The organism is Sideroxyarcus sp. TK5 (assembly GCF_054601595.1).
In genome coordinates this window covers 20,642-27,180 of record NZ_BAAHSJ010000010.1, presented here as the reverse complement: position 1 = coordinate 27,180, position 6,539 = coordinate 20,642, and the positions used below count along the sequence as shown (strand labels likewise).

Annotated in this window: 7 protein-coding genes and 1 tRNA gene; 2 read left to right on the top strand and 6 right to left on the bottom strand. The window is 55.2% G+C overall.

Annotated features, from left to right (window positions below):
* Positions 1 to 139: 139 nt before the first annotated feature.
* Positions 140 to 216, bottom strand: a tRNA-Met gene (locus tag ACYPYQ_RS12910).
* A gap of 49 nt (positions 217 to 265) precedes the next feature.
* Positions 266 to 1,342 (bottom strand): tRNA epoxyqueuosine(34) reductase QueG, encoded by a 1,077-nt coding sequence (gene queG, locus ACYPYQ_RS12905; RefSeq protein ID WP_459724310.1) that lies wholly within the window; start codon positions 1,340 to 1,342, stop codon positions 266 to 268.
* 57 nt (positions 1,343 to 1,399) lie between these two features.
* Here queG and tsaE point away from each other — a divergent pair, with 57 nt between their 5' ends.
* Complete coding sequence (gene tsaE, locus ACYPYQ_RS12900; RefSeq protein WP_459724309.1) at positions 1,400 to 1,801, top strand: tRNA (adenosine(37)-N6)-threonylcarbamoyltransferase complex ATPase subunit type 1 TsaE; 402 nt, start codon at positions 1,400 to 1,402, stop codon at positions 1,799 to 1,801.
* Positions 1,783 to 3,066, top strand: a complete 1,284-nt coding sequence (locus ACYPYQ_RS12895) for an N-acetylmuramoyl-L-alanine amidase (RefSeq protein ID WP_459724308.1) — start codon at positions 1,783 to 1,785, stop codon at positions 3,064 to 3,066. Before tsaE ends, ACYPYQ_RS12895 begins: the two co-directional genes overlap by 19 nt.
* Positions 3,067 to 3,069: 3 nt before the next feature.
* On the opposite strand, the gene cysM is transcribed toward ACYPYQ_RS12895, so the two are convergent.
* The 4 genes from cysM to rfaD form a co-directional block, all read right to left on the bottom strand.
* Entirely contained in the window at positions 3,070 to 3,957 is an 888-nt protein-coding gene (gene cysM, locus ACYPYQ_RS12890) for a cysteine synthase CysM (protein WP_459724307.1), read from the bottom strand.
* A gap of 65 nt (positions 3,958 to 4,022) precedes the next feature.
* Positions 4,023 to 4,997 (bottom strand): cysteine synthase A, encoded by a 975-nt coding sequence (cysK, locus tag ACYPYQ_RS12885; RefSeq protein ID WP_459724306.1) that lies wholly within the window; start codon positions 4,995 to 4,997, stop codon positions 4,023 to 4,025.
* A 150-nt stretch (positions 4,998 to 5,147) separates the two neighbouring features.
* Positions 5,148 to 5,411 carry a ComEA family DNA-binding protein gene (locus ACYPYQ_RS12880; protein WP_459724305.1) on the bottom strand — a complete coding sequence of 88 codons (264 nt, stop codon included), beginning with the start codon at positions 5,409 to 5,411 and terminating at the stop codon, positions 5,148 to 5,150.
* Between the two features lie 58 nt (positions 5,412 to 5,469).
* The gene (gene rfaD / locus ACYPYQ_RS12875; protein WP_459724303.1) at positions 5,470 to 6,468 is read right to left on the bottom strand and encodes an ADP-glyceromanno-heptose 6-epimerase; all 999 of its coding nucleotides are present in this window, start codon (positions 6,466 to 6,468) and stop codon (positions 5,470 to 5,472) included.
* Positions 6,469 to 6,539 lie beyond the last annotated feature (71 nt).

Here is a 6,539-nt window from a genome sequence, read left to right as displayed (position 1 = left end):
CACACTAATCGGTTGTTTTTTCTATCTTTTAAAGAACTTTTTCCTTGCTTCCTTCACCACCGTGGCAGCGAAGAGGTGCGCATTATAGTGACTAAATTATTTACGTCAACTTTATTTTGCACCAACTATCTTTACTGTTTGGTTGCGGGGGCAGGATTTGAACCTACGACCTTCGGGTTATGAGCCCGACGAGCTGCCAGACTGCTCCACCCCGCGTCAGTTGAGGGACGGCATTCTATAGATGCAGTCACATCAGGTCAAGAACTTAATCCTGTTTATGTTCACTCTTCTGTTGCAGAGCCCACTCTACATGCTCCCTGACAAGGGGAGATACATGTTGTGACTTTGCCTGCAAGGCCTGGATGATCTCGGCAGTTGCTGGTGCATTACCTAACGCCACTGCGATATTCCTCAACCACTGCTCATATCCAATCCGATAGATCGGACTGCCCGCCATACGCGTACGAAATTCTTCTTCGCCCCAAGAGAACAACTCGATGAGCGAAATGTCATCGAGCTTGTTCCGTACCGAGAAGTCAGGCTCTGTGCTTTTCACCGCAAACCTGTTCCAGTGGCAGAACAGTTGACAATCGTCACAACCATAGATGCGATTCCCTATGAGCCGCCTTAACTCGTAAGGGATGCTGCCCTTGTATTCGATAGTCAGATAGGAGATGCAGCGCCGCGCATCAACTATATATGGTGCCGTGATAGCCCTCGTTGGACACACATCCATACAGGCGACACAGGTCCCACAATGACTTTGCTGCACCTCATCCACCGGCAGCGGAAGGTCGATGAATATCTCCCCCAGGAAGAACCAAGAGCCTTCCTCGCGCGTGAGCAACAACGTGTGTTTCCCCCGCCACCCCAGCTGTGCCTTATGCGCCAGCGCCACTTCCAGCACTGGCGCACTATCCGAAAACACACGACACTGACAATCGGCCACCTCCTTTATCCTCTGTACCAGCTTTTCCAATCTGCTTCGCATCACCTTGTGATAATCACGTCCAAGCGCGTAGCGGGAAACATAGGCGCGTGATGGGTCTCGCAACACTGCTTCGGCAGCATGACTGAACTCAGGAAAATAATTCATACGCACAGAGATCACACGCAATGTGCCCGGCAGCAACTCTCGCGGGCGCGCCCGTTTAACCCCATGTTTTGCCATATAATCCATAGCACCGTGATGGCCGGACGCCAACCACTGGAGCAGATGACCTTCCGCCTCGCCCAGACTGGTATCCGTAATACCAACAGACTGGAAGCCAAGTTCGCTGCCCCATGCCTTGATGCGCAGGGCGAGCCCATCCATTTCCAACAGGGGATCACAATTTTGCATGGCTCGAATCATAGCCCAATAGCACTACCGAATGAGGAGGCCACAGTTGCCTTTGCAATGCGATTGGCGCATGCGATCCATCCTGGACTTGTGATCTATCTGCGCGGAGACCTTGGTGCCGGCAAGACCACGCTGGTGAGAGCATTGCTGCTAGCGCTTGGATATACCGGACGAGTGAAAAGCCCGACCTACACCCTGGTTGAAAGCTACGAAGTGCGAGGGTTACACTTGCGCCATTTCGACCTCTACCGTTTTCGAGATGCTGATGAATGGGAAGAAGCCGGATTCCGTGACGAGTTCGACGCTCATAACATTTGCCTTGTTGAGTGGCCGGAACGAGCCGCCGGACTACTGCCGGATGCCGACCTCAGCCTCACCTTTGAGATACTTCAGGATGGCCGCGAGATCTTCCTGCACGCCTATACTGAAGCTGGGGAAAAATGTTTGAACGCACTCTAAAGACGGTATTTCTGCTGCTGATGCTATGTGCGGGTTCCGCCCATGCAGAGATCCCCGTCACATCAGCACGCCTTTGGCCAGCTCAGGATTACACGCGCCTGACACTGGAATCGAAAGCCGCCATCCGCTACAACCAATTCACACTCTCCAATCCGGACAGATTGGTCGTGGATCTGGAAGAGACGGAACTCGGGGCAGCACTGTCTGAGCTGCCCAACAAAGTCAACAAAGATGACCCCTATATCAGCGGCTTGCGCATAGGGCAATTCAAACCCGGCGTCGTCCGCCTGGTCCTGGATCTGAAATCACAGGTCAAACCCCAGTTGTTCAGCCTGAAGCCAGTCGGAGAATATGGACATCGGCTGGTTCTGGATATCTACCCCGCCTTTCCTGCCGACCCATTGATGGCATTCGTGACACAGCAACTTGCCGCAAGCGAGCCGGTCGCAAGCGACATGAATATCGAAGCCGGTAGCACCAGTGATCCGACTCCGGCGACACAGCCGCCAGACACTTCTGCGATACAACCTTATCCGGAATTGCGCAACCGCGTGCTTGTCATCGCCCTGGATGCCGGGCATGGAGGAGAGGATCCAGGAGCACTGGGCCGCAGAGGTACGCGCGAGAAAGATGTGACACTGGCCATTGCGCGCCAACTCAAGATGCAGATAGATACGACACCCGGCATGCGGGCAGTACTCATCCGGGACGGAGACTACTTCATTCCATTGAGTGGACGTGTTGAAAAGGCACGCCGCGCACACGCCGATCTTTTCGTCTCCATTCATGCGGATGCCTTCATCAAGCCACATGCGCGTGGCTCGTCGGTGTTTGCGTTGTCCGAAGGCGGTGCCACCAGTGCAAGTGCACGCTGGTTAGCCAAGAAAGAGAACGAAGCCGACCTGATCGGTGGCGTGAACCTCGCCGTAAAAGACCCTTACCTCGCCCGCACCCTGCTCGACCTGTCACAAACTGCGACCATCAATGACAGCATGAAACTGGCCAAGCACGTACTGAATGAATTGGGCGGGATCAATAAACTGCACCGCGGCCGCGTGGAACAGGCCGGATTCGCCGTACTTAAGTCACCCGATGTGCCATCCATACTGGTAGAGACAGCATTCATCAGCAATCCCGCCGAAGAACGCAAGTTGAATGACCTGTCCTACCAGAAAAAAATGGCGGGTGCGATACTCGGCGGCATCAAACGCTATTTCGCACAAAGCCCGCCACTTTCAAAACACAAGATTGCGCTCGGCGACTGAGCCTCAGGCAGGGAACACACCGGTGGACAGGTACCGGTCGCCGCGATCACAAACGATGAAAACGATGGTGGCGTTCTGCACCTGCCGAGAGAGACGCATCGCGATGCTCAGCGCCCCACCTGAAGATATCCCGCAGAATATCCCCTCCTCCCTGGCCAGACGGCGCGTCATCTCCTCCGCATCCTGCTGCCCCACATATTCGATACGATCGATGTTGGAGGGATCATATATCTTTGGCATATAAGCTTCCGGCCACTTGCGGATACCCGGTATCTGCGCCCCTTCTTCCGGCTGAGCGCCGATGATCTGGATCGCGGGATTCATCCCCTTGAAGAATCGCGCGTTGCCCATGATGGTACCCGTAGTACCCATGCTACTGACGAAGTGAGTGATCTTGCCTTGGGTATCGCGCCATATCTCCGGCCCCGTACCTTCATAGTGCGCCAAGGGATTATCAGGATTCCCGAATTGATCGAGGATGATGCCGCGACCTTCGTCGCGCAATCTTTCCGCCGTATCCCGCGCCAACTCCATGCTGCCTGCCCTGGGTGTCAGCACCAGTTCTGCGCCGAACGCGCGCATTGTCTGGCGACGCTCCACACTCTGGTTCTCAGGCATCACCAGAATCATCCTGTATCCGCGCATGGCGGCCGCCATCGCCAAAGCGATACCAGTATTGCCGCTGGTCGCTTCGATCAGAGTATCCCCGGGTTTGATCTGGCCGCGTGCCTCGGCATGACGGATCATCGAGAGTGCCGGCCGGTCTTTCACCGAACCGGCGGGATTATTCCCTTCCAGCTTGGCAAGAATGACGTTGCTCGTATCTCCGGGAATACGTTTGAGTCTGACCAGCGGCGTATTGCCAACATAATCTTCCAGGGTCTTGAACATGGCTCGTTCCGTCAATGGATAACGGCTGCATGATAAATGCAGGCGCTATCCTTTGCACTGCCGCATCAAACGGCGATGCCTGATACGTCGAACATCCCTTCGAACAGGATGGAACTGAGGTAGCGCTCACCCGAGTCCGGCAGGATGACGACGATAGTCTTGCCAGCATTCTCCGGTTTCCGCGCCTGTCGCACCGCCGCCGCCACCGCCGCGCCACTGGAGATGCCGGAAAGGATGCCTTCCTCCTGCGCCAGGCGACGTGCATACAACACGGCCTCCTCGTTCGTCACCAGCTCGACCTCGTCCACAAGCGACAGATCCAGCACGCCCGGCACAAAACCCGCGCCAATGCCCTGTATCTTGTGCGGTGCAGGCTTTAGTTCCTGCCCTGCGCGCTTTTGCGTCAGGATCGGACTGGTCGCCGGCTCGACAGCTACCGACTTGATCGCCTTGCCTTGCGTATTCTTGATGTAGCGCGACACCCCGGTGATCGTGCCGCCGGTACCCACGCCTGCCACGAAGATATCGACCTTGCCGTCGGTATCTTTCCAAATCTCAGGCCCTGTAGTCGCTTCATGGATGGCAGGATTGGCGGGGTTCTCGAACTGTTGCAGCAAAACGTACTTAGCATCGGATTCGGCGATCTCCTTTGCCTTGGCGATCGCACCGCCCATACCCTTCGCCCCTTCGGTCAGCACAAGCCTGGCACCATAGGCGACCAGCAACTTGCGGCGCTCGATACTCATCGTCTCGGGCATAGTCAACGTCAGCGGGATGCCGCGCGCGGCAGCCACAAAGGCCAGTGCGATGCCGGTATTGCCACTGGTCGGCTCAACGATCTCTTTACCCGGACCGAGCAGCCCCTTCTTCACTGCATCATCGATCATCGCCACACCGATACGGTCTTTCACCGAGTAAGCTGGATTGCGCCCCTCGATTTTGGCAAGGATGGTGGCCGAGGCGCCATCGGCAATCCTGTTCAGTTTGATCAGCGGCGTACCGCCGACAGAAAGCGAATTGTCTGCAAACAGCTTGGTCATCACATACTCCCCAGTAATTGAATCGATGGCCGCATTATAGGCAGAGCCCAACATTCCAGATAATCACATTTGCCTATTTTGTTATTCCAATTTCGCATAAAAAATCCGCCCGGCTATGAACCGGGCGGATCGCGTGAGGTACTGCAAAGTTTACTTCTTGTCCGGCTTACCCACGGTCAGCTCGCTACGCAAGCGCTCTACCGATTTCTTGCCGAATCCCTTGACCTGATCAAGCTCTTCCACATTCTTGAACGGCCCGTGCTGCTTGCGATGCTGGACGATCGCCTCAGCCTTCGAGGCGCCTATCCCTTTTACAGCTTGCAACTCCTCCACACTGGCCGAGTTCAGATCGACGGCTGCATAGAGTGAACCGGAAAACAAAAGTACTGCCAGGGTTAGCAACAGTTTCTTCATCACTTTCTCCTTTCGAAGTTGGCGACCTAAGTCGCGGGTTGCATACCCTCCCCCCGCTTTACTTCGACTTCTCCAGCATGTAATTCACGTAATTCGCTGTACCCTGCTCCACGGTCAGGAACGAGGCCACATAGCCGGCTTCACGCAAAGCCGAAATGTCGGCCTGGGTGTAGCTCTGATACTTGCCGCGCAGTGCGTCCGGGAACGGGATATAGCGAATGATCTGCTGCTGCAGCAACTGCTCCAGTGTCAATACCGGCTCTCCGTTTGCAGCGCGCAAGGTATTGATCGTCGCGACAGCCACATCGTTAAAGCTCTGCGCCGTCCCCGTCCCGAGATTGAAGATGCCCGATTTCTGCGGATGATCCAGAAAATGCATATTGACCTTGACCACGTCTTCGACCGACACAAAATCGCGCAACTGGCCGCCGTTGGCATAACCATCGCAGCCCTCGAATAGTTTCACATGGCCTTCGGCGCGATACTGGTTGAAGAAGTGGAAGGCCACTGAAGCCATGCGCCCCTTGTGCTGCTCGCGCTGGCCATACACATTGAAATAGCGGAAACCGACGATCTGCGAAGTGCGTTCTGCCCAGCGACGACGCACCACCTGATCGAACAGGAATTTGGAGTAGGCATAGACGTTCAGCGGCGATTCATATTCTCTGCTTTCCTTGAACACGCCGCCGCCGCCGTATACCGATGCGGACGATGCATACAGGAATGGCACTTCTTCGCTCTGGCAGTGATTCAACAACTCCAGAGAATAGCGATAGTTGTTCTCCATCATGTAACGGCCATCCGTTTCCATGGTGTCGGAGCAAGCGCCTTCATGCAATACGGCAGCGATCTCACCGTCGAAGTCTCCGCCGACCACACGCTCGATGAAGTCCTCCTTATCAAGAAAATCAGCGATCTCGCAATCCGTGAGATTCAGGAATTTGTCGGCCTTCTTGAGATTATCGACCGCGATGATGTCGGTCACGCCGCGTTCATTCAGCGCCTTGACCAGATTGGAACCAATGAAACCTGCTGCTCCGGTTACCACGTAGTACATGCTATCTCCTTGAAATAGAAGGATGGATCACCCCTTCCTTCCCTTCGCCGTGCACGGAAGGGTATTACATT

What these genes read in the sequence shown, in the direction of transcription:
- ACYPYQ_RS12880 (WP_459724305.1), bottom strand. Translation starts at nt 5,411, where the DNA reads ATGAAGAAACTGTTGCTAACCCTGGCAGTACTTTTGTTTTCCGGTTCA.
- cysK (WP_459724306.1), bottom strand. Translation starts at nt 4,997, where the DNA reads ATGACCAAGCTGTTTGCAGACAATTCGCTTTCTGTCGGCGGTACGCCG.
- rfaD (WP_459724303.1), bottom strand. Translation starts at nt 6,468, where the DNA reads ATGTACTACGTGGTAACCGGAGCAGCAGGTTTCATTGGTTCCAATCTG.
- cysM (WP_459724307.1), bottom strand. Translation starts at nt 3,957, where the DNA reads ATGTTCAAGACCCTGGAAGATTATGTTGGCAATACGCCGCTGGTCAGA.
- ACYPYQ_RS12895 (WP_459724308.1), top strand. Translation starts at nt 1,783, where the DNA reads ATGTTTGAACGCACTCTAAAGACGGTATTTCTGCTGCTGATGCTATGT.
- queG (WP_459724310.1), bottom strand. Translation starts at nt 1,342, where the DNA reads ATGCAAAATTGTGATCCCCTGTTGGAAATGGATGGGCTCGCCCTGCGC.
- tsaE (WP_459724309.1), top strand. Translation starts at nt 1,400, where the DNA reads ATGCGATTGGCGCATGCGATCCATCCTGGACTTGTGATCTATCTGCGC.